At 38.7% G+C, this 1,939-nt stretch carries 3 protein-coding genes; all 3 read right to left on the minus strand.

Translation table 11 applies throughout. The annotated features are described in order from the left end of the window. Nucleotides 1-642, minus strand: a 642-nt coding sequence (locus tag F960_RS00100) for a protein rep (protein WP_004845301.1), incomplete at its 3' end; no start/stop codon positions are given. A gap of 633 nt (nucleotides 643-1,275) precedes the next feature. Further along, nucleotides 1,276-1,497: a hypothetical protein gene (locus tag F960_RS00105; protein WP_004845302.1), complete on the minus strand. Its 222-nt coding sequence runs from the start codon at nucleotides 1,495-1,497 to the stop codon at nucleotides 1,276-1,278. 2 nt (nucleotides 1,498-1,499) lie between these two features. Continuing rightward, the coding region (locus F960_RS00110; RefSeq protein ID WP_004845303.1) for a protein rep at nucleotides 1,500-1,939 on the minus strand (440 nt) is incomplete at its 5' end.

Here is a 1,939-nt window from a genome sequence, read left to right on the forward strand (position 1 = left end):
GTTAACAGATGGCAAATAGTCTGCACGTAAGGCTTTAGCCCACATTTCAACCCATTCAGATTGATTAATATAATATTTCGAAAAGTAACCTGGCTTAACCAGTAAAAGAGCGTGATAGTGAGGATGTGACATCATTTCAGCATCCTTGCCCCTAGTTACCTCAGTTGTTCTAATAAAACCTGCAACACCTGATTTAAACGCCTTTGTTTGAATTAGCCTTTGCCATGATTCATTCATGTGTTTCAAAGTGTCTCTAAGCTCAATAATTGGCGGGTTTCTTACAGTCATAGTTAGAAACACCCAGCGGTGTGTTGGATAGAGTTTCTGAATCTTCGGTAATTGCTGAAACATAACCGCTCTCCATAAAAGGGATCTACGCCACTGACAGACAGGACAATGACGGACACGGCAAAAAAATGCTTGCTTGAGAACTAACTTTCCTTGGTTTGGACTAACACCAAATTTTAAAATGCCTGAACAGCCGTTAATGCGATCTGCATACTTTGCAAGTTCGACGGAGTAGTTATAGAGAATTTTAACGGATTCAGCATCGGAACGATGTTCATCCCAAGAAACTTCATGAGGTGAAATTTCTGTTAAAAAATTGATTCCAAGGTCGGAATTATGGCAAGATTGAGACATAGAAAAGCTCTGTTTAGTTTGTTGGATCGCACCTCAAACTTTACGGGCTTTTTTTTTGAAAATCAACTAACCTGCAAAACCCCCTCAAAACCATACACCGCAAGGGCTAGAACCCCATTTCATAAATCAGAGATATCCCTTAATAATAAATACAAGGAAAAACCCCCTCAAAAATCCCCATTTTTGCCCCCTTTTCAGATGCCTTTTTTTGATTTTTCACCCCTAGCAAATTCGTGATGATTTTTCAGTAATGCACGCTTCCGCGTTTCTCATTTGAGAAACAAAAATCGGGTCGTCGCTTTGCTCGGTTTTTCTCGCTTAGGATTTTTATGGGAGCTTGTAATCAGGGAGGAAAGGTTTTGGAATTTTTATGGTGGGGTCGTCACTCGTAGACACTCGCTCGGTTTTTTTCAGAAACGGCAAAAATGGAAAATTTTAATTTTTCGTTTTTGCCGTTATCGGGGTTTTAGGGGTGAAGCCCCTAACGCAGTCATTGGATTTTTTCCAATGGTAAAGTGCGCCCTTCGGGAATTGGTTTTTAGGGTCGTTTCGGAGAAACGAGTAAGCGTGCATTACTTCACTGCTATTCAGAAATGAAAAAACCCCAAAGAGGGGTTTAAATAAATATAAAACCTAAAAATCAATTATTCCGATTCTATAAAAATTGTACCAAATAGGGCGATAATCCCCATTCATAAAACCGCAGATATTACATACAGCCTTAACCGTATAACACCAGCTTCCATCTTCATTTTGAGCATTCTTCTTAATTGATTTAATTTTCATTAAGTTTGACTTAGAGCAACCTCTACAAGTTAAAACTAATTCATCACCACGTTCAGGAATAGGTTTCATAATCACTCCGCATATTCATTAAATTTCGGTGCATACACATATCTCCGATATTCAGAGTTGAATTGAAAAGCAACTCGACCCTCTCCAACGTCCTCAGTTTCTTCTGATGATGAAATCATTTCTTCATTTGTAATTTCATCATCTGGCTTCAAGATGCCCTTTAAAACGCCTCCTGTTGCCACAAAACGCATTTTATGGACTTGTTTAGTCATCTCATGCAACCAAGCACCCTTATCGCGCTCTACGGCTAAATCAGACGGCTTTACGCTATATTTGAGGGTTTCACAGATTTGTTTCTCTAATGCTTTTTTACTTTTTTCGTTATTTCCTGCTCTAATTGCTTTTACGTTAACAGATGGCAAATAGTCTGCACGTAAGGCTTTAGCCCACATTTCAACCCATTCAGATTGATTAATATAATATTTCGAAAAGTAACCTGGCT

It is taken from the genome of Acinetobacter gerneri DSM 14967 = CIP 107464 = MTCC 9824 (genome assembly GCF_000368565.1).
Lineage (GTDB): Bacteria > Pseudomonadota > Gammaproteobacteria > Pseudomonadales > Moraxellaceae > Acinetobacter > Acinetobacter gerneri.